The sequence below is a fragment of the Streptomyces sp. NBC_01426 genome (genome assembly GCF_036231985.1).
GTDB lineage: Bacteria > Actinomycetota > Actinomycetes > Streptomycetales > Streptomycetaceae > Streptomyces.
The window spans coordinates 5,064,359-5,083,411 of the sequence record NZ_CP109500.1 but is presented as its reverse complement, the minus strand read 5'-3'; the positions used below and the strand labels follow the sequence as shown (position 1 = coordinate 5,083,411).

Here is a 19,053-nt window from a genome sequence, read left to right as displayed (position 1 = left end):
GCAAGCCTTGCGGGCAGGAGATAGGGGAACAAATGCCGCAGGCCAGCAGCAACAAGACGAATTCCAGCCGCGACATAGGGATCGACCTCGGGACCGCGAACACGCTCGTCTACGCCCGGGGCCACGGCATCGTCCTCAATGAGCCGTCCGTGGTGGCCGTGAAGGCCGGTACGACCACCGCGCTGGCCGTCGGAACGGAGGCCAAGGAGACCATCGGCCGCACCCCCGGTTCCATCACCGCGATCCGCCCCCTCCAGGGCGGGGTGATCTGCGACTACGAGGCCGCCGAGGAGATGATCCGGCACTTCGTCCGCAAGGCCGTCCCGGGCCGCCGGCCGCGCACCCGCATGGTGGTCTGCGTGCCGTCCGGTGTCACCCCGGTCGAACGACGGGCCATCGTCCACGCGTCCACCCGGGCCGGCGCCAGGACCGTGCACCTGATCGAGGAACCGATGGCGGCGGCGATCGGCGCCGGCCTGCCCGTGTCTGAGGCGCGCGGCTCCATGGTGGTCGACATCGGCGGCGGAACCACCGAGGTGGCCGTCATCTCGCTCGGCGGCATCGTCACCTCCCGCTCGCTGCGGGTCGGCGGGGACCGACTGGACGCCGCGATCACGGACCACGTCCGCAAGGCGCACGGGCTGCTCGTCGGCGAGCGCACCGCCGAGGACGTCAAGGTCGCCATCGGCTCGGCCTGGCCGGTCCCGGACCGGCCCGAACTGGAGACCCGCGCCTTCACCGTGCGGGGCCGCGAGAAGGTCGGGGGCATGCCGAAGACCCTGGAACTGACCGCGGTCGACGTCCGGGCCGCCCTCGACGAACCGGTCGAGGCGATCATCGCCGCCGTGCGCGGCACCCTGGAGGAATGCCCGCCGGAACTGTCGGGCGACGTGATGGAGCACGGCATCGTCCTCACCGGCGGCGGCGCCCTGCTTCCGGGCCTGGACCTGCGCATGGCCTCCGCGACCGGCATCCCGGTGTTCGTCGCGGACGCCCCGCTGGACTGCGTGGCACTGGGGTCGGGCAAGTGCGTCGAGGACCTCGACACCCTGAACGGCCTGCTGTCCCCCGCCAAGGCCTGACGGAGGGGCCGCGCCCGGCACGATCCGAAAGCGCCGGCAGAGACGACGGAGACGACCTAGCCGCGCGGCAGCGTGGCGATCACCACGTACGACTCGTCGGTCCGCTTCGCCTTCAGGGTTCCGCCCAGGCTGCGCACGCGTTCGGACATGCTCGCCGTGCCCGAGCCCGCCGAGACGGGGGCGCGGGTCGGGGTGCGTTCGGGGAGGCTGTTGATGACGGCGATCCGCAGGTGCGGACCGGCTGCCTCGATCGACACGTCGATGGTCTCGCCCCGGGCGTGCTTGGCCGCGTTGGTGAGGCATTCCTGCACCACCCGGTAGACCGCGGCCTGGCGCAGCGGCGACACCTCGTGCACCTCGGGATCCATCACCAGGCGGACGGGCGAGCCGGCCCGTCCGCTCTCCTGCGCCAGCGCCGCCAGGCCATCGACGCCGGGCGTCGCGGAGGGTCCGCCGCGCTGCACGATGATCTCGTTCAGCACCAGGTGGGCGCGGCGCGCGGTGTCGGCCAGCTCCTCGAAGTCCTTCGCGTACGTCGTCTCGCGCGCCCGCGACGACAGCACCTCGGAGCGCACGGTCAGCAGGGTCAGCTCCCGCCCGACGAAGTCGTGCACGTCGCGGGCGACGGAGGTGCGCTCCTGCTGGACGGCTTGCAGGACGGCCGACTCGGCCCGCCGGACGTCGAGCTCCCGCACCAGGTCGTGCCGGTACGCGGCGATCCCGACGGCCGAGGCGAGCACCCCGATCGGCACGACCAGGCTGAGGAAGGCACTGAGGCTCTGCGCCCGCGGCTCGGGCCATCCCGGCACGCAGAACACCGCGAGCGCGAAGGCCACGTACCCGAGGGTGGCCAGGATCCCGGCCCGCCGGCCCCGGTAGCGGCCGACGGAGTACAGGGCGAACTGGATCAGCGTCAGCTCGTGCAGCCATCCGACGAACAGCAGGGCCGTGAGGTACGCGAGCCAGGGCATCCGGCGCCGCACCAGCAGACTCGCGCAGCCCGCGGTGAGGACGGCGGCGGCCATCCAGCCGTTGAGCGAGTTGTCGGCGGCGGCCAGGCCCGGCAGGTCCAGCGCCATCAGCGCGAGGCAGCTCAGGGCGGTCAGGACGTCCATGGCCCGCGGGGACCCGGCCCAGCCCTCGCCGAGTCGGCGGCCGGTGGCCGCGGCTTGGCGGAGCGCCGAGACGACGGGCTTGGCGTGCATGTCCCCCATCATCCGTGGTGAGCGGCCCCGATCGAATGAGATGACCGGGCATAAGAAGTGATTTGTGGCACTCGGGATGGTTTTCGACAGGGCCGGACGGCCCCATCCCGTGCGCCGTACGACCGTCGACGGGACGGCATGCGGCGCGGCACGGGCGGCGAAGGCACGGGCGGCGAAAGACATGGGCGGCGGGGCGGTGTACGGCGAAGGCCCCCACGCCGCCCGACGGTGTGGGGGCCTTCGCCCGTGCCCTGCCGGCCGGCCGCTACGCGGGCGGCAGCGTATCCAGCTGGGCCTGGATCCGCGTGATGTCCGACTCGGCCTTGGCGAGCCGGCCCTTGATCTTGTCCACGACGTTGTCGGGGGCCTTGGCCAGGAAGGCCTCGTTGCCGAGCTTGCCCTCCGCCTGCTGCTTCTCCTTCTCCGCGGCGGCCAGGTCCTTCGACAGCCGCTTGCGCTCGGCGGCCACGTCGATGGTGCCCGACAGGTCGAGCGCGACGGTGGCGCCGCCGACCGGCAGGGTCGCGGTGGCGCTGAACTCCTCGCCCTCCGGCTGGAGGCGCAGCAGCTGCCGGATCGCACCCTCGTGCGCGGCCAGCGCGGTACCGGCCAGGTCCAGGCGGGCCGGGACCTTCTGGCCCGGCTGCAGGCCCTGGTCGGCGCGGAAGCGGCGGACCTCGGTGACGACGGCCTGGAGGTTCTCGATCTCCCGCTCGGCGGCCTCGTCGCGGAAGCCGCTGTCCTTGGGCCAGTCGGCGATGACGAGGGACTCGCCGCCGGTGAGCGTGGTCCACAGGGTCTCGGTGACGAAGGGGACCACCGGGTGCAGCAGGCGCAGCGTGACGTCGAGGACCTCGCCGAGGACGCGGCCGGAGACCTTCGCGCCCTCGCCGCCCGCGAAGAACGTCGTCTTCGACAGCTCGACGTACCAGTCGAAGACCTCGTCCCACGCGAAGTGGTAGAGGGCCTCGCTGAGCTTCGAGAACTGGAAGTCCTCGTAGTACGCGTCCACCTGCTCGACGGTCTTGTTCAGCCGCGACAGGATCCAGCGGTCGGTCGCCGACATCTGCTCGGGGGCCGGCAGCTCGCCCTCGACGGTGGCGCCGTTCATCAGCGCGAAGCGGGTCGCGTTCCAGATCTTGTTGGCGAAGTTCCGGGACGCCTGGACCCAGTCCTCGCCGATCGGGACGTCGGTGCCGGGGTTGGCGCCCTTGGCGAGGGTGAAGCGGACGGCGTCGGAGCCGTACTTGTCCATCCAGTCCAGCGGGTCGACGACGTTGCCGAAGGACTTCGACATCTTCTTGCCGCGCTCGTCCCGGACCAGGCCGGTCAGCGCGATCGTCTTGAAGGGGACCTCGCCGTCCATGGCGTACAGACCGAACATCATCATCCGGGCGACCCAGAAGAAGATGATGTCGTGGCCGGTGACCAGGACGTCGGTGGAGTAGAACTTCTCCAGGTCCGGGGTCTTCTCCGGCCAGCCGAGCGTGGAGAACGGCCACAGGCCGGAGGAGAACCACGTGTCGAGGACGTCGGTGTCCTGCGTCCAGCCCTCGCCGGTCGGGATCTCGTCGTCCGGTCCGACGCAGACGATCTCACCCTCCGGGCCGTACCAGATCGGGATCCGGTGGCCCCACCACAGCTGGCGCGAGATGCACCAGTCGTTGAGGTTGTCGACCCAGTCGAAGTAGCGCTTCTCCATCTCGCGCGGGTGGATCGTGACCCGGCCGTCACGGACCGCGTCGCCCGCGGCGGTGGCGAGCGGCTTGACGCCGACCCACCACTGGAGCGACAGGCGCGGCTCGACGGTGGTGCTACAGCGCGAGCAGTGCCCGACGGAGTGCTGGTACGGGCGCTTCTCGGCGACGATGCGGCCCTGCTCGCGCAGTGCGCCGACGACGGCCGAACGGGCCTCGAAGCGGTCCAGGCCCTGGAAGGGGCCGTGGACGGTGATGACGCCCCGCTCGTCCATGATCGTCATGGATTCGAGGTCGTGGCGCTGCCCGATCGCGAAGTCGTTCGGGTCGTGCGCGGGCGTCACCTTGACGGCGCCGGTGCCGAACTCCGGGTCGACGTGCGTGTCGGCGACGATCGGGATGGTCCGGTCGGTCAGCGGAAGCTTGATCCGGGTGCCGACGAGGTGCTTGTACCGCTCGTCGTCGGGGTGGACGGCGACGGCGGTGTCACCGAGCATCGTCTCGGCGCGGGTCGTCGCGACGACGAGGCTGTCCTCGCCCTCGCCGTAGCGGATCGAGACCAGCTCGCCCGCGTCGTCCTGGTACTCCACCTCGATGTCGGAGATGGCGGTCAGACAGCGGGGGCACCAGTTGATGATGCGCTCGGCCCGGTAGATCAGTCCGTCGTCGTAGAGCTTCTTGAAGATGGTCTGGACGGCCTTGGACAGGCCCTCGTCCATGGTGAAGCGCTCACGCGACCAGTCGACGCCGTCGCCGAGGCGACGCATCTGGCCGAGGATCTTGCCGCCGTACTCTTCCTTCCACTGCCAGACGCGCTCGATGAACTCCTCGCGGCCCAGGTCGTGGCGGGACTTGCCCTCCTCGGCGAGCTGCTGCTCGACCTTGTTCTGGGTGGCGATGCCGGCGTGGTCCATGCCCGGCAGCCACAGCGCCTCGTAACCCTGCATCCGCTTGCGGCGGGTGAGGGCGTCCATGAGCGTGTGCTGGAAGGCGTGTCCCAGGTGGAGCGAGCCGGTGACGTTCGGCGGCGGGATGACGATGGTGTACGGGGGCTTCTCGCTCGCCGGATCGGCGGTGAAGTAACCGCGCTCCACCCAGCGCTCGTAGAGCTCTCCCTCTACCTCGGCCGGCGCGTACTGGGTCGGCAGTTCGGAGGTGGGGGCGCTGGGTGTCTGCGTGTTCTCGGTCACGGGTCACAGGATACGGGCGCCGCCGCCCCAGTCACGAATCCATTCCGTCTCCCGGCCCGCGCCCGGGCCGCTCCCGTCCGACGTCGCCGATCGGGGCGGCGCCGGCGTCGTGGTTCCGTAACGCCTGGGGCCCCGGCGGCCGGAACCCGCCGTCCTTCCGTCAGGATGAGAGCAACATAAGAAGTTCCTAAAGGGGGACGCGGTCATGAGTTACAACCAGCCGGGACCGTACGGCGGCGGGCAGCCGCAGCAGCCCGGGCCCTACGGAGGTCCGCCTCCGCAGCAGCCGAACCCGTACGGGCAACCTGCCCCGCAGCCCGGCTACGGCTACCCCCAGCAGCCGCCCCCGCCGGGCGCCCCCCAGGGGTACCCGCAGCAGCCCGGCTACCCCCAGCAGCCCCCGCAGCAGCCTGGCTACGGCTACCCGCAACAGCCGGGGATCCCGCCCCAGCAGCCGCCGTACGGCGGGATGCCGCCGCAGCAGCCGCCGAAGAAGTCCAAGGCCGGCGTGATCGTCCTGTCGGTCGTCCTGGTGGCGGCCATCGCGGGCGGCGCCTGGTACTTCCTGGGCAGCGGCGGCGGGGGCGCGGTGTCGGACGACACCAAGGGCTACAAGCTGGTCGCCCCGGCGAACGTGGACGACTTCAAGCAGAACCCGAAGTACAAGCAGAAGCCGTTCACCGACACCAGCCGCAAGGAGGTCGAGGCTGCGGGCGTCAAGAACCCCACCCAGGTGGGCATGGGCTATCAGGGCGGTGACCCGACCAACCCGCTGGCGGGCAAGAGCGTCGACTTCCAGGGCTTCTACGGCGAGATCGCCGACCCGGAGAAGACCGTGGACGGGTACTTCGCCCAGGCCAAGCTCAGCGCCGCCAAGGACAGCTCGGACGTGGAGGCCGAACTCATCGGCAGCCCCAAGGAGATCAGCCCCTCCGGCTTCAAGGGCGCGGTCATGAAGTGCCAGGAACTCAAGCTCAAGACCAAGAAGTCCACGACGCCCGGACCGAAGGAACTCACGCTCCCGGTGTGCATCTGGGCCGACTACAGCACCCTCGCCGTCGTCAGCGCGATCGACAACGGCGCGGTGTTGACGGGCAAGACGGGCTACACGCTGGAACAGAACGCCGAGTTCACCGCGAAGCTCTACAAGAGCGCCCGCGTCAAGAAGTGAACCGCGAGCGTCCCATGACGTGAGAGAAGGGGGCGCCCCGGCCGACCGGCCGGGGCGCCCCCTTCTCACAACCGCGTTGCTGCTACGCCGACTTCTCGTGCGGGCCCTGGTCCTTCGGGACGATCCGCGGGACCAGCGTCGGGTTGACGTTGGAGCGGACGACATCCGCAGTGATGACCACGCGGGCCACGTCCTTGCGAGACGGGACCTCGTACATCACCGACATCAGGACCTCTTCCATGATGGCGCGCAGGCCTCGCGCACCCGTCTGGCGGAGGATGGCCTGGTCGGCGATGGCCTCCAGCGCCTCGCGCTCGAAGTCCAGCTCGACACCGTCGAGTTCGAACAGCCGCTGGTACTGCTTCACCAGGGCGTTGCGCGGCTCGATCAGGATCTGGAGCAGGGCCTCGCGGTCCAGGTTGTGCACGGAGGTCAGCACGGGCAGACGACCGATGAACTCGGGGATCATCCCGAACTTCACCAGGTCCTCCGGCATGACCTCGTGGAACTGGTCGCTCGCCTCGATCTCGCGCTTCGAGCGGATCGTCGCACCGAAGCCGATGCCCTTGGCGCCCGCGCGCGACTCGATGATCTTCTCCAGACCCGAGAACGCGCCGCCCACGATGAAGAGCACGTTCGTCGTGTCGATCTGGATGAACTCCTGGTGCGGGTGCTTGCGCCCGCCCTGCGGCGGGACGGAGGCCGTCGTGCCTTCCAGGATCTTCAGGAGGGCCTGCTGCACGCCCTCGCCGCTCACATCGCGGGTGATCGACGGGTTCTCGCTCTTGCGGGCGACCTTGTCGATCTCGTCGATGTAGATGATCCCGGTCTCGGCCTTCTTGACGTCGTAGTCGGCCGCCTGGATCAGCTTGAGCAGGATGTTCTCGACGTCCTCGCCGACATAGCCGGCCTCCGTCAGCGCCGTCGCGTCGGCGATGGCGAACGGAACGTTGAGCATGCGGGCCAGCGTCTGCGCCAACAGCGTCTTGCCGGAACCCGTCGGGCCCAGCAGCAGGATGTTGGACTTCGCGAGCTCGATCGCGTCGTCCCGGCCCTGCGCGCCGCCGTTCTCGCCGGCCTGGACCCGCTTGTAGTGGTTGTAGACCGCGACGGAGAGCGCCTTCTTCGCCGGCTCCTGGCCGACGACGTAGCTCTCCAGGAACTCGTAGATCTCACGGGGCTTGGGGAGTTCCTCCCACCGAACCTCGGAGGTCTCCGCGAGTTCCTCTTCGATGATCTCGTTGCAGAGGTCGATGCACTCGTCGCAGATGTACACACCGGGTCCTGCGATGAGCTTCTTCACCTGCTTCTGGCTCTTTCCGCAGAACGAGCACTTGAGCAGGTCGCCGCCGTCACCGATGCGTGCCACGAGGTGCTTCCCCTTCGCCTGGGAGACGCCTGGTTCAGCGCTCCTGGTGCCTCATATCCGACGGTACCTTGCCGGGGGGCCCCTGCGGGGCCCCCTTGACGTGGTTCACATCGCCTCGTCCGGCGAAACGCCCACGCCAACTGGCGGCAAGGATCAGACCGCGTTGCTCTTGCGGGTCGAAACGATCTGGTCGATCAGGCCGTACGCCAGGGCGTCCTCGGCCGTCAGGATCTTGTCGCGCTCGATGTCGTCGCGGATCTTCTCCAGCGGCGTCGTCGAGTGCTTGGCCAGCATGGTCTCCAGCTGGTCACGCATGCGCAGGATCTCGTTCGCCGCGATCTCCAGGTCGGAGAGCTGCTCGCGACCGGTGCCGCCGGAGGGCTGGTGGATCAGCACACGGGCGTTCGGAAGGGCCATGCGCTTGCCGGGGCTGCCGGCGGCGAGCAGGACCGCGGCGGCGGAGGCCGCCTGGCCCATGCAGACCGTCTGGATGTCCGGCTTCACGAACTGCATGGTGTCGTAGATCGCCGTCAGCGCGGTGAAGGAGCCACCGGGGCTGTTGATGTAGATGGAGATGTCGCGGTCCGGGTCCATCGACTCCAGGCACAGCAGCTGCGCCATCACGTCGTTGGCGGAGGCGTCGTCGATCTGCACGCCGAGGAAGATCACGCGCTCCTCGAAGAGCTTCGCGTACGGGTCGTACTCGCGCACGCCCTGCGAGGTGCGCTCGACGAAGCGCGGGATGACGTAGCGGTTGTCCACCTGAGCGCCGGTGTAAAGGCCGCTCGCGGGAGAGAGGTTGTTCATGTGCATCTGGGTGTTCACCATCCTGGTGGCGTTCTGCGGGCTGTCGACTGGGGACTGACGGTGCTTGCCGGGGATCAGGCCCCGGTGCCGCCGCCGCCCGGAACGTTGGACGCGGCCGAGATGATCTCGTCGATGAGGCCGTACTCCTTGGCCTCCTCGGAGGTGAACCAGCGGTCGCGGTCACCGTCGCGGATGATCGCCTCGACAGTCTGGCCCGAGTGGAACGCCGTGATCTCGGCCATGCGCTGCTTGGTGCGCAGCAGGTACTGGGCCTGGATCTTGATGTCGGACGCGGTGCCACCGATGCCGGCGGAACCCTGGTGCATCAGGATGTCGGTGTTCGGCAGGGCGAAGCGCTTGCCCTTGGCGCCGCCGGTCAGCAGGAACTGGCCCATGGAGGCCGCCATGCCCATGCCGATGGTGACGACGTCGTTGGGGATGTACTGCATGGTGTCGTAGACCGCCATGCCGGCCGTCACCGAGCCGCCGGGGCTGTTGATGTACAGGAAGATGTCCTTCTCCGGCTCGGCGGCCAGGAGCAGGAGCTGCGCCGTGATCTTGTTCGCGATGTCGTCGTCTACCTGCTGGCCGAGGAAGATGATGCGCTCGCCGAGCAGCCGGTTGTAGACATGGTCGCCGAGGCCGCCACCGATGGACGGCTCACCCGCGGCGTAAGGCTTCAGATTCGTCACGTATCCACCTGCTCGTCTCCGACGGCCACATGCCGTCTCAGCGTCTCGTTCTGGGGCGCGGACCAACCGGTACGGACGACGTCCGCCGGCTTCGGGTACTCCCGTGCCCTCGTATTCATGGACCCTAACGCGCAGGTGGGACAACGCCATCCCGCTTCCCGAACTGTTCGCTCGGAGCGCAAGGTCGGGACGCCGGCCGGCAAGCGCAGAAGGGCCCGCACGCTGCTGCGTCCGGGCCCTTCGGGGCATGTTTCAAGCCACGCTCAACGGGCTCCGCGCGAGGCGTCGCCCGAGGTGTTACTTGGCCTCGTCGGCCTTGGCCTCGTCGGCGTCGGCGTCCGCGTCGGCCTCGACGACCTCGGCGGCGGCCTCGTCCTCGTCCTCGTCGGACAGGTCGACGACCTCACCGTTGGTGTCGGTGACCTTGGCCTTCTCGACGACGACCGCGAGGGCCTTGCCGCGAGCGACCTCGCCGACCAGCATCGGAACCTGGCCACCCTCGACGACCGCCTGGGCGAACTGGTCGGGGGACATGCCGGAGGACTGCGCGCGGCGCATGAGGTGCTCGGTGAGCTCCTCCTGGGTCACGCCCAGCTTCTCCTTGTTGACCAGGGCGTCCAGCAGGAACTGGGTCTTGATGCCCTTGACGGCCTGCTCGCCGGTCTCGGCCTCGAACTCCTCGACCGTCTTGCCCTGGATCTCCAGGAACTTCTCGATGGTCAGACCCATCTGGCCGAGCTGGTGGTGCTCCAGGTTGTGCTTGCGGGTCTGGACCTCGTCCGCGAGCAGCTTCTCGGGAACGGGGATCTCCGCGAGCTCCAGGAACTTCTCCAGGACGCGCTCCTGGGCCTGGGTGGCCTGGTCGTACTGCTTCTGGTTCTCCAGGCGGGTACGGCTGTCCGCCTTGAGCTCGTCGAGGGTGTCGAACTCGCTCGCCATCTGCGCGAACTCGTCGTCCAGCTCCGGCAGCTCACGGGCGGAGACCTTGGTGACCTTGACGGTGACCTCGGCGTCCTTGCCCTCGGCGGAGCCGCCCTTCAGCTGGGAGGTGAAGGTGGCCTCGCCACCGGCCTCCAGGCCCTTGACGGCCTCGTCGATGCCTTCGAGAAGCTCGCCCGAGCCGATGGTGTAGGAGACGTCCTGGGCGACGCCGTCCTCGAGGACCTCGCCGTCGACCTTGGCCTCAAGGTCGATGGTGACGACGTCGCCGTCCTCGGCCGCGCGCTCGACGTCCTTGGTGGACGCGAAGCGACCGCGCAGCTGCTCGACGGCCTTCTCGACCTCGTCGTCGGAGACGTCGATGGCGTCGACCTCGACCTCGATGCCCGCGTAGTCCGGGATCTCGATCTCGGGGCGGACGTCCACCTCGGCGGTGAAGGACAGCAGCTCGCCGTCCTTCAGCTCCTTGATGTCGACCTCGGGCTGGCCCAGCGGGTTCAGGTCGGCCTCGTTGACCGCCTCGGTGTAGAACTTCGGGAGGGCGTCGTTGACGGCCTCCTCCAGCACCGCACCGCGGCCGAAGCGCTGGTCGATGACGCGGGCCGGGATCTTGCCCTTGCGGAAGCCCTTCACCGTGACCTGCTGGTTGATCTTCTTGTAGGCCGCGTCGAGGCTGTCCTTGAGCTCCTCGAAGGGCACCTCAACAGTGAGCCGAACCCGAGTCGGGTTCAGGGTCTCCACGGCGCTCTTCACGGTTCGGTCTCCTTGTGGCTGACTGCTGGGGGTTCTGCCGTCACGCTGTGATTCAGCGGTTCAGCGGATTCGGCCCGGCATCAGACACACGGGCACGCAGCTTGCATAGTAACCGCAAGCGGCAATCAGCCCACAACGCGATCATCGTGCGGGTAAGGCTGGCTGGTCGGGGTGGCCGGATTCGAACCGACGACCTTCCGCTCCCAAAGCGGACGCGCTACCAAGCTGCGCCACACCCCGTCGGTGCGACACGTAGGGTACATGCCCGGAGACCCTCCGACGCGCGCGTTTTCCGCAGAGGCGTGCGCGCGCGTGATCGCGGACCGACACCGGACACGACGCCGCCCCCGAAAGCGGTGTGCGATCCCCCGCCGCGACCCGCTAGGATGCTGTCCGTGCCGCGGTCCCCGGACCTGCGTCGCACGCCTTGCGGGTGTAGCTCAATGGTAGAGCCCTAGTCTTCCAAACTAGCTACGCGGGTTCGATTCCCGTCACCCGCTCAGAGATGCGAAGGGCCAGGTCAGAGGACGTCTCCTCGACCTGGCCCTTCGCCGTTCCGGGGGGCGAGACCAGCTCTCCGCATCCCCTGCGTGCCTCTTGCGGCGCTTCCGCGCGAGCCCCCTCAACGCGTCGGCGATCAGCGGGTCCCGACGGCGAGCGTGTTGCCCGTGTGCCGAAGGTCGCGGACGTGATGCCCCTTGATGAGGCCGGGACCCTCGTCTGACTACAGGCGGCGCTTCATCGCGAGGAACCGGGACGTTTGTTCGACTGGCCGCAGGCCGGCGTGGATACACGGACGAACCGCTGATCAAGGTGCAGAGCTCAGCCGGCGAGGCTCTCATCAAGGCGAATGCGGAAGGGCTTCGCGTCCTCGCGGAGCGGCTGTTGGAGCTCGCCGGCCCTGGCGTCCGTAACAGGCACCACCTGCACCTCGATGCGAGCGTTGACCTTGAGGACGGCTCGTCCGGCCTCGTCCTGGAGCGTGACGACTCGCTCTGAGCGCGCCCTCGTGCACTCACGCGGTGGTGGAGGGTGGCCAGGGCAGCCACCGATGCCGCGTCATCGCCAGTCGGCAGCCGTTCCCACGGGTGGCGTTCCCCGTCCCCGAGGAACGACGCCCGGCCGAAGTCGGTTCTGCGTCATGGGGTTCAGAGCTTGATGCCGGCGATCGTGTCCGCCAGGGAGTTGAGGAAGCGGTTGACGTCCGGGGCGATGGAGCTGGACGCCAGGAAGAAGCCGAAGAGGACCGCGATGATCGCGGGGCCGGCCTTGATGTGCTTGCCGCGGATCAGGATCACCAGGATGATCGCCAACAGAACCACCACTGACAGCGAAATGGCCACTACTGATCACACCTTCGGTCGTCCCCTGGTCGGCCTGGGGCCCATGCCCCCACATGCACCATCCTCCCACCAACCGGGCCTGACTATCCGTCCCGTGACGAATAGGCATGGTGACTTTGCCGTCAACGGGATGTGAGGGTCGCGTGTTTCGGGTGCGGCGCGGGGGTCATGGGGTGGTGAGGCCGAGGAGCGCGCGCACGTGGGCGTACTTGGCGGACAGGCGGTCGCGGGTGGGGGCGTCGAGTACGGAGAGGCGTACCGGGTCGGCGTTGTGCGCCAGGTCGGCCTCCTTGACGAGGAGGGCGCCCGGGGTGGCGAGGATGCGGGTCGTGTACCCCTCGACCGGTTCGCCCGGGATCTTGGTGAGGGCGAGGACCATGTCCTTGACGTGGGTCGGCAGGGCGGCCGATTCGAGCCACTCCGGGGTGAGGGCGTCGTCCTCGATCGCGTCGTGGAGCCAGGCCGCCGCCTGTTGTTCGGCGGTGCCTCCGCGCAGGCGGACGCCTTCGGCGACGGCCGCGAGGTGTTCGGCGTAGGGGCGGCCGGCCTTGTCGGTCTGGCCCTCGTGCGCCGCGCGGGCGAGGGCCTCGACCTCGATGAGGGTCAGGGCGTGATCCGTCATGTGAGCTTCCTTGCTGCCGTACGGAGAGCCTGGGCGGCTCGGCGTACGTCCGCCTGCGTGGTACGCCAGTTGGAGAACGCGGCGCGCAGGGCGGGGGTTCCCGCGTAGACGGTGGGGGTGAGGAAGACCTCCGTGCCGACGGTTTCACGCAGGGCCGTCAGGCGGGCCGCGGTGGGGGTCTCGGCGAGGGTGAGGCAGACGACGTTGAGGCGGACCGGGGCCAGGATGCGGAAGGCGGGGTCCTCGGCGAGTTCCGCGGCGAGGGAGCGGGCGCAGGCGATGTCGCGTTCGACGATCTCCCGGTGGCCCTCGCGTCCGTAGGCGTGGAGCGTGAACCAGGCGGCGAGGGCGCGCAGTCGGTGGGAGTTCTCCGGGGTGAGGTGGACGAGGTCGGGGTGTTCGCCGAGCGGTCCGAGGTAGGCGGCGGCGTTCTGGAAGACGCGGGCCTGGAGGTCGCGGCGGCGGGTGAACTGGACGGCGCTGTCGTAGGGGACGTTCAGCCACTTGTGCAGGTCGACGCAGACCGAGTCCGAGGCGTCGAGTCCGTCGACGAGGTGGGCGTGTTCCGGGGAGAGCGCGGCGAAGGCGCCGAAGGCGGCATCGGTGTGGAGCCAGAAGTCGTGGCGTTCGCGCAGGGCGGCGATGGCGCGGAGGTCGTCGAAGTCGACGGTGTTGACGGTGCCGGCGTTGGCGACGACGACGGCCGGGCCGGGGGTGTCCGCGAGGGCCCGGTCGAGGGCGGCGGGGTCGACGGCCTCCCGGCCGGGAAGGGTGGGGACGGGCACCAGGGCGTTGCGGCCGAGGCCGAGGACGGAGAGGGCCTTGGCGATGGAGGAGTGCGGGGCGCCGGAGAGGACGCGGACGGGGCCGAGCGCTGCCGCGCCGTCCTCGGAGACGGAGATCCCGCGCCGCTCGCCGAGCCATTCGCGGGCGATGGCGAGGCCGGTGGTGTTGGACATCGTGGCGCCGCTGAGGAAGGTGCCGGTGTGGGCGTCGGAGAGGCCGAAGAGGTCGCGGAGCCAGGAGACGGTCTCGCGTTCCAGGTCTTGGCCGGCGCCGTCGAGGGCGGAGTTGGAGTTCTGGTCGTGGACGGCGGTCAGCCAGTCGCCGGCGAGGGCGGCGGGGGTGGCGCCGCCGGTGACGAAGCCGAGGTAGCGGGGGCCGGCGGAGGCCGACAGGAGGGGCGCCCAGCGGCGTTGGAAGGCGTCCAGGGCGGCGTCCGCGCCGGCGCCGTGGGCGGGGAGGGGTTCGGGGTGCGGGTCCGGTGTGGGGCGCGGGGGTACGACGGGACGCGCGTCCAGGCCGGCGAGGGCCTCGACGGCCGCCCGGCGGGTGGCGTCGAGGAGGTCCGGGAGGCGGGCGAGGTCGGCGGCGAGGGTGCGGTGCATGGGGGCACGGTAGGTCTTCGCGGGGCTCCGGGGGCGGGCCAATCGGGTGGGAGTGGCCCGCCCCCTGCGCCCCCGGGGTCATGCCCCCCGGAGCCCCCGGGGGCGGGGCACTCCCCGAAGACCCGGCGTCAGGCCGTCCGCGACGGGCGGCGGGTGAGGAGGCGGCCGGGGAGGGCCGTGGCGGTGAGGCCCAGGAGCAGGGCGGACGCCGCGAAGGACGCGTAGACGAGGGGCGGGACGTACGGGCCCGTGCCGGTGACGGCCTGGGTCAGGGGGATCAGGGTGGCCAGGGCGATGGCGGAGCCGAGGGTGATGCCCGCGCCGGTGATCAGCAGGGCTTCCCAGCGGAGCATGCGCAGGACCTGCCGGCGGGTGGAGCCGACGAGGCGCAGCATCCGCAGTTCGCGGCGGCGGTCGAGGACGGTCATCACGAGGGTGTTCGCGGCGGCGACGGCCGCGAAGCCGCCGAGTACGGCCGCCATGGTGGTGTTGGCCCAGGCGTTGAGCGCGCGGTCGAGGTCCTGGGCGGCGGTCCACCGGGACGCGGCGATCGCCGGGCCGGCGTCGGCCGGTACGGGGCCGCGGACGAGGAGTTCGGTGGGCCGGCCCGCGGTGGTGTGTCCGGCGAGGTCCGCGGCGGGCAGGGTGACCTGCGCGAATCCGAGGCCTCGGGTGTAGACGGCGGTGATCTCGGGGCGGGTCGGGGTGCCGTCGGGGAGCCGCAGGTCGATGCGGTCGCCCACCGAGGCGTGCGCGGAGTCGGCGAGGGTGCGGTCGACGGCGACGGTGCCGGGGCGCAGGTGCGCGAGGGAGCCGGAGCGTACGCCGAGGTCCTGGACCGGGGTCGGGTCGCCGGAGACGCCCTGGGCGGTGGCGGACTGGAACCAGCGGTCGGCGCCGGAGCCCGTCACGGCGAGGACGGAGGTGCGGGTGACCGCGATGCCGGCGTCGGTGGAGCGCGGGTCGGTGACGACGTGGTCGGCGAGCAGCCCGGCCTCCTGCTGTTGGCGGGTGGCCCGGTCCTGGCTGGTGTGCAGGAAGACGAGGGTCGAGGAGAAGGCCATGGCGAGCACGATCGGGGTGATCGCGGAGGCGAGTCGGCGGGCGTTGGTACGGGAGTTGGCGGCGGCGAGTCGGCCGGCGGGCCCGGTGGCGCGCAGCGGGAGGCCGAACACGGCCGCGCAGGCGCGGGCGACGAGCGGGCCGAGCAGGGCGACGGCGAGCATGAAGAGCATGACCACGCCGAGGGAGGCGTTGGCGGCGTCCTCGCCGGTGTTCCCGGCGGCCAGGCGCGCGCAGACGATCCCGCCGACGAGGGCGGCGAGGCCGAGGGGGGTGCGGATCCAGCCGGGTCGCAGGCGTTCGACGGCGGCTGCGGCGAGGGCCTGTCCGGGCCGGGTGCGGGCGGGTCGGCGGGCGGCGGCCCAGCCGGCGAGCAGGGCGGTGGCGAGGCCGATGCCGACGGCGCTGAGCAGGGGGATCCAGGAGACGGACAGTTCGACGGCGTCGGGGATGGCGCCCTTCTGCCGGAGTTGCCCGAACCACCAGGAGGCCAGGGCGATGCCGGGTACGCAGCCGAGCGCGCCGGCGGCGGGTGCGACGAGCAGGGCCTCGGTGGCGACGGTGCGTCGGATCTGGCGGGGGGTCGCGCCGATGGCCCGCAGCAGGGCGAACTCGCGGGAGCGTTGGCCGACGGAGAGCGCGACGGTGCCGGCGGCGGTGAAGACGGCGACGAGGGTGGCGACGCCGCCGAAGGAGCCGCCGAGGCCGGACAGCAGCGCCTTGGCGCCCTCCAGTCGCGGGTCCATGACGCGGGCGGCGCCGGTGAGGACCTGGGCACGGTTGCCGACGGCGGCCCGGACCGCCGGGGTGGCGGCGCGCGGGTCCGCGTCGAGGAGCACGATGGCGTCGAGCGCGTCGGGGTGCCCGGACAGGGCGCGGGCCTCGGTGTCGGAGAACCAGGCTCCGGGCCGGTCGGTGCGTCCGACGACGCGGAACTCGCGCTGTCCGGCGGGGGTGTCCAGGCGTACCCGGTCGGGGCCGGCGGCCGTGCCGAGGGCGACCTCTCCGGGGCGGGTCGGGGCCCGGCCGGCGGCGAGGTGTTCGCCGGTGAAGGCGGTGGAGCCCCAGCCGGACGCGTCGAGGGCGGCTCCGGCGGCGTCCCGTACGGGGAAGGTCACGTCGGGGACGGCCCGGCCGAGCGGGGTGAGCCGCTCCAGCAGGGCGGCGTCGACGCGGGCCCGTTCGGGGACGGCGGCGGTGACCTCGTAGGTGCCCTCGCCGGCGCCGGCCCGCATGCGGACCTGCTGGTCGGCGGCGACCACGACGGGGGCCTGGGCGTAGCGGGTGGGCGGGACGCTCGCCCGCAGTCCGCTCTCCAGCAGGATCCCGCAGGCGGACACGATGGCGACGGTCAGGAGGAGGGCGATGAAGGTGCCGGCGAACGCCGCGGGGCGAAACCGCAGCGCGGCGCGGGCCAGGCCGTTCGGGGTGGGCATCAGGCCGCCGCTCCCGCGAGTGCGGGGCGGGTGGTGAGGGTGCGCATCCGGGCGGCGATGGCGGTGGCGTCGGTGCGCGGCAGTCGGTCCGCGATGAGGCCGTCGGCGAGGAAGAGCACCTGGTCGGCGTGGGTGGCGGCGACGGGGTCGTGGGTGACCATGACGACGGTGGCGCCGAGGGAGTCGACGGCGGAGCGCAGCAGGTCGAGGACCTCGGCTGCGGTGGTGGTGTCGAGGGCGCCGGTGGGTTCGTCGGCGAAGATCACGTCGGGGCGGGTGACGAGGGCGCGGGCGATGGCCACGCGCTGCTGTTGGCCGCCGGAGAGTTCGGTGGGGCGTCGGTGTCCCTTGCCCTCCAGGCCGACGCGGGCGAGCAGTTCGGCGGCGTGGGCCCGGCCCTGGCGTGCGGTTCCGCCGCCGGCGAGGCGCATCGGGAGCAGGACGTTCTGTTCGACGGTGAGGGAGGGCAGCAGGTTGAAGGCCTGGAAGACGAAGCCGAGGCGGCTGCGGCGCAGTTCGGTGAGCTGGTTCTCGTTCATGCCGGTGATCTCGGTGCCGCCGAGACGGACGGAGCCCTCGGTGGGCAGGTCGAGGCCGGCGGCGCACTGGAGGAAGGTGGACTTGCCGGAGCCGGAGGGGCCCATGACGGCGGTGAAGCTGCCGCGCGGCAGGCTGAGGTCGATGCCGCGCAGGGCGTGTACGGCGCCGCCGCCGCGCCCGTAGCGGCGCCGTACGCCGCGCAGTTCGACGGCGGCCGGGGACGGCGTTCCGTACGCGGCGCCGGCCGGGGGCGGGGTTCCGAACCCGGCATCGGTCGGGGACGGGGTTCCGTACGCGGCGTCCGCGGTGGGCGGGGTTCCGTACGCGGCGTCCGCGGTGGGCGGGGTTCCGTGCTCGTGCGCCGGCTCCCGCTCTTCGCGCCGCCGCTTGTTCCGCAGGATCCCCATGGTGTGCCCGTCCGTCCGTGTCCGCCGATCAGGTCCTGATCGTGTTTGCGACGCTACGGAGCACGTCGGGGTGCGGACCATGGCGGAACCAGGCGGGTCGGTGGTGGGGAAAACCCCACCACCGGCTCACATGGAGCGGCGGATGAGCAGCAGGGCGCGGTCGTCGTTGACGTCCTTGGCGACCTTCTCGATGAGGTGCCAGGCGGCGCCCTCCCAGCCGGCGGCGACGTAGCGGTCGGCTTCGCCGGTGAGGCGGTCGATGCCCTCGCTGATGTCGCGGTCGGCGGTCTCGACGAGGCCGTCGGTGAAGAGCATCAGGACGTCGCCGCGCCGCAGGTTGCCGCGGGCGGGCTCGAACTCGGCCCCGTCGTAGACGCCGAGGAGCGGGCCCTCGCCGGAGACCTCCCGCCAGCGGCCGGTGCCGGCGGAGAGTTGGAGGGCGGGGAGGTGGCCGGCGGAGAGCAGTTCGTAGTCGCCGCTCTCCAGGTCCAGGACGAGGTGGATGGAGGTGGCGAAGCCCTCTTCCCAGTCCTGGCGCAGGAGGTAGCCGTTGGCGGCGGGGAGGAACCCGTGGGGCGGGAGGGCGCCGAGCAGGCCGCCGAACGCGCCGGACAGCAGCAGGGCGCGGGAGCCGGCCTCCATGCCCTTGCCGGAGACGTCGGTCAGGACGATCTCCAGGGTGCGGCCGCCGTTGGTGCGGGCGGCGACGACGAAGTCGCCGGAAAAGGACTGGCCGCCGGCGGGGCGCAGGGCCATCTCACGGTGCCAGCCGGGTGGCAGGGAGGGCAGTTTGCTCTGGACCCGGATCCGTTCGCGCAGGTCGAAGAGCATGGTGCCGCCGCGCCGCCAGGGCACGCCGACGCGGCTGCGGAACTGGGCGATGACCAGCCCGAAGAACCCGCAGGCGGCGACGACGAGCACGGTGCCCGGGGTGACCCGGGCGGGGCCCTGGGTGTACGGGCCGAGGACCAGGGCCTCGACGATCAGGGCGGCCGCGGAGGCGGCGTAGAGCGCGAGCAGGCTGGCGGGTCTCAGCAGCAGGCCGCCCGCCACGATGGGCAGGACCAGCGCGGCCGGCGAAAACCAGACGGGCATCATCAGCGTGCCGCACGCGATCGCGGGAATGGTCAGGAGCAGCCCGCCGAAGGCGAGCCAGTCCGAGCCGTCGCCGCGGAAGTAGTCGACCGCCGATTTGCGCAGGGTGGTGCGGGCCCGGTGCCACAGCATGCGTGTCCGGGCCATGAGCGTCTCCACACGTGCTCCGGCCATTGCATCGGGACCCTATCCATCCTGGCTGTGCGTGCGCAGGGGTACCCCCGGACCTGAGGTCCCTCGCCGGTCGAAATCATT

15 protein-coding genes and 2 tRNA genes are annotated in these 19,053 nt (G+C 71.1%); 4 read left to right on the top strand and 13 right to left on the bottom strand.

From position 1 onward, the window contains the following. Positions 1-32: 32 nt before the first annotated feature. Positions 33-1,082, top strand: coding sequence for a rod shape-determining protein (locus OG906_RS22525; RefSeq protein WP_329445285.1), 1,050 nt, complete (start codon positions 33-35; stop codon positions 1,080-1,082). Between the two features lie 56 nt (positions 1,083-1,138). Here the strand turns inward: OG906_RS22525 and OG906_RS22520 are convergent, their stop codons facing one another. Beyond that, entirely contained in the window at positions 1,139-2,287 is a 1,149-nt protein-coding gene (locus tag OG906_RS22520; RefSeq protein ID WP_329445283.1) for a sensor histidine kinase, read from the bottom strand. A gap of 265 nt (positions 2,288-2,552) precedes the next feature. Further along, the gene (locus tag OG906_RS22515) at positions 2,553-5,174 is read right to left on the bottom strand and encodes a valine--tRNA ligase (RefSeq protein ID WP_329445281.1); all 2,622 of its coding nucleotides are present in this window, start codon (positions 5,172-5,174) and stop codon (positions 2,553-2,555) included. A 205-nt stretch (positions 5,175-5,379) separates the two neighbouring features. Between OG906_RS22515 and OG906_RS22510 the strand changes: the two genes are divergently transcribed. After that, a complete protein-coding gene (locus OG906_RS22510) occupies positions 5,380-6,345 on the top strand; it encodes a hypothetical protein (protein ID WP_329445279.1) in 966 nt (321 codons plus the stop codon). A gap of 82 nt (positions 6,346-6,427) precedes the next feature. Here OG906_RS22510 and clpX read toward each other — a convergent pair whose 3' ends face one another. From clpX to OG906_RS22485, 5 genes are all read right to left on the bottom strand, one after another. Next, complete coding sequence (gene clpX, locus OG906_RS22505; RefSeq protein ID WP_053674927.1) at positions 6,428-7,714, bottom strand: ATP-dependent Clp protease ATP-binding subunit ClpX; 1,287 nt, start codon at positions 7,712-7,714, stop codon at positions 6,428-6,430. A gap of 153 nt (positions 7,715-7,867) precedes the next feature. Continuing rightward, on the bottom strand, positions 7,868-8,542 hold the full coding sequence (locus tag OG906_RS22500) for an ATP-dependent Clp protease proteolytic subunit (protein WP_053674925.1): 675 nt from the start codon (positions 8,540-8,542) through the stop codon (positions 7,868-7,870). A 53-nt stretch (positions 8,543-8,595) separates the two neighbouring features. Next, on the bottom strand, positions 8,596-9,213 hold the full coding sequence (locus tag OG906_RS22495; protein WP_053674923.1) for an ATP-dependent Clp protease proteolytic subunit: 618 nt from the start codon (positions 9,211-9,213) through the stop codon (positions 8,596-8,598). Positions 9,214-9,510: 297 nt separating this feature from the next. Continuing rightward, positions 9,511-10,905: a trigger factor gene (tig, locus tag OG906_RS22490; RefSeq protein ID WP_329445276.1), complete on the bottom strand. Its 1,395-nt coding sequence runs from the start codon at positions 10,903-10,905 to the stop codon at positions 9,511-9,513. 163 nt (positions 10,906-11,068) lie between these two features. Next, a tRNA-Pro gene (locus OG906_RS22485) sits at positions 11,069-11,145 on the bottom strand. Between the two features lie 189 nt (positions 11,146-11,334). On the opposite strand from OG906_RS22485, the gene OG906_RS22480 reads away from it, so the two are divergent. Both OG906_RS22480 and OG906_RS22475 read left to right on the top strand, forming a co-directional pair. Then, positions 11,335-11,405: transfer RNA gene (locus OG906_RS22480), tRNA-Gly, on the top strand. A gap of 313 nt (positions 11,406-11,718) precedes the next feature. Then, positions 11,719-11,904, top strand: a complete 186-nt coding sequence (locus tag OG906_RS22475) for an Imm32 family immunity protein (protein WP_329445274.1) — start codon at positions 11,719-11,721, stop codon at positions 11,902-11,904. Between the two features lie 149 nt (positions 11,905-12,053). On the opposite strand, the gene OG906_RS22470 is transcribed toward OG906_RS22475, so the two are convergent. The 6 genes from OG906_RS22470 to OG906_RS22445 form a co-directional block, all read right to left on the bottom strand. Beyond that, a complete protein-coding gene (locus OG906_RS22470) occupies positions 12,054-12,248 on the bottom strand; it encodes a hypothetical protein (protein ID WP_053674919.1) in 195 nt (64 codons plus the stop codon). Positions 12,249-12,414: 166 nt separating this feature from the next. Further along, on the bottom strand, positions 12,415-12,870 hold the full coding sequence (locus OG906_RS22465) for an HD domain-containing protein (protein ID WP_329445267.1): 456 nt from the start codon (positions 12,868-12,870) through the stop codon (positions 12,415-12,417). Next, positions 12,867-14,258: a pyridoxal phosphate-dependent decarboxylase family protein gene (locus tag OG906_RS22460; protein ID WP_329445265.1), complete on the bottom strand. Its 1,392-nt coding sequence runs from the start codon at positions 14,256-14,258 to the stop codon at positions 12,867-12,869. The genes OG906_RS22465 and OG906_RS22460 overlap by 4 nt, the downstream gene beginning before the upstream one ends. Positions 14,259-14,386: 128 nt before the next feature. Beyond that, positions 14,387-16,756 carry an ABC transporter permease gene (locus OG906_RS22455; RefSeq protein WP_329445263.1) on the bottom strand — a complete coding sequence of 790 codons (2,370 nt, stop codon included), beginning with the start codon at positions 16,754-16,756 and terminating at the stop codon, positions 14,387-14,389. Beyond that, entirely contained in the window at positions 16,756-17,703 is a 948-nt protein-coding gene (locus OG906_RS22450; RefSeq protein WP_329445261.1) for an ABC transporter ATP-binding protein, read from the bottom strand. The genes OG906_RS22455 and OG906_RS22450 overlap by 1 nt, the downstream gene beginning before the upstream one ends. 126 nt (positions 17,704-17,829) lie before the next feature. Continuing rightward, a complete protein-coding gene (locus OG906_RS22445; RefSeq protein WP_385642367.1) occupies positions 17,830-18,945 on the bottom strand; it encodes a PP2C family protein-serine/threonine phosphatase in 1,116 nt (371 codons plus the stop codon). Between the last annotated feature and the right edge of the window lie 108 nt (positions 18,946-19,053).

Bases quoted from the DNA above. Each gene is read 5' to 3' on its own strand.
- OG906_RS22525 (WP_329445285.1), top strand. From the start codon at position 33: ATGCCGCAGGCCAGCAGCAACAAGACGAATTCCAGCCGCGACATAGGG.
- OG906_RS22520 (WP_329445283.1), bottom strand. From the start codon at position 2,287: ATGCACGCCAAGCCCGTCGTCTCGGCGCTCCGCCAAGCCGCGGCCACC.
- OG906_RS22510 (WP_329445279.1), top strand. From the start codon at position 5,380: ATGAGTTACAACCAGCCGGGACCGTACGGCGGCGGGCAGCCGCAGCAG.
- OG906_RS22500 (WP_053674925.1), bottom strand. From the start codon at position 8,542: ATGGTGAACACCCAGATGCACATGAACAACCTCTCTCCCGCGAGCGGC.
- OG906_RS22465 (WP_329445267.1), bottom strand. From the start codon at position 12,870: ATGACGGATCACGCCCTGACCCTCATCGAGGTCGAGGCCCTCGCCCGC.
- OG906_RS22460 (WP_329445265.1), bottom strand. From the start codon at position 14,258: ATGCACCGCACCCTCGCCGCCGACCTCGCCCGCCTCCCGGACCTCCTC.
- OG906_RS22455 (WP_329445263.1), bottom strand. From the start codon at position 16,756: ATGCCCACCCCGAACGGCCTGGCCCGCGCCGCGCTGCGGTTTCGCCCC.
- OG906_RS22450 (WP_329445261.1), bottom strand. From the start codon at position 17,703: ATGGGGATCCTGCGGAACAAGCGGCGGCGCGAAGAGCGGGAGCCGGCG.
- OG906_RS22445 (WP_385642367.1), bottom strand. From the start codon at position 18,945: ATGGCCCGGACACGCATGCTGTGGCACCGGGCCCGCACCACCCTGCGC.